This is a genomic window from Gilvimarinus sp. 1_MG-2023 (genome assembly GCF_030548285.1).
The window spans coordinates 1-233 of sequence record NZ_JAUOSC010001800.1 but is presented as its reverse complement, the minus strand read 5'-3'; the positions used below and the strand labels follow the sequence as shown (position 1 = coordinate 233).

The following is a 233-nucleotide window of genomic DNA, read 5'->3' as shown; positions in this document are numbered from 1 at the left end:
GGTCATATCGCCCACCTAAACCTCACTCACGCAGCGCTCAATATGGCGGCGCTATGGCTGATTGTATTTAACCTGGGGGAGCAGTATCGCACCCGTGAATGGCTGTTTGCGGGCTGGGTTATATCGGTCGGCATCAGCCTAGGGCTGTGGCTATGGCGGCCCGACCTCAGCGACTACGTGGGGTTGACTGGCACTTTACACGGGCTACTGTTGTACGGTTTGGCGCCATTATG

1 protein-coding gene is annotated in these 233 nt (G+C 57.1%); it reads left to right on the top strand.

Features of this window, described 5'->3' with window-relative positions; translation table 11 throughout:
* Window positions 1-233: rhomboid family intramembrane serine protease (locus tag Q4563_RS22900; RefSeq protein WP_303606188.1), on the top strand; the 233-nt coding region annotated here is incomplete at both ends.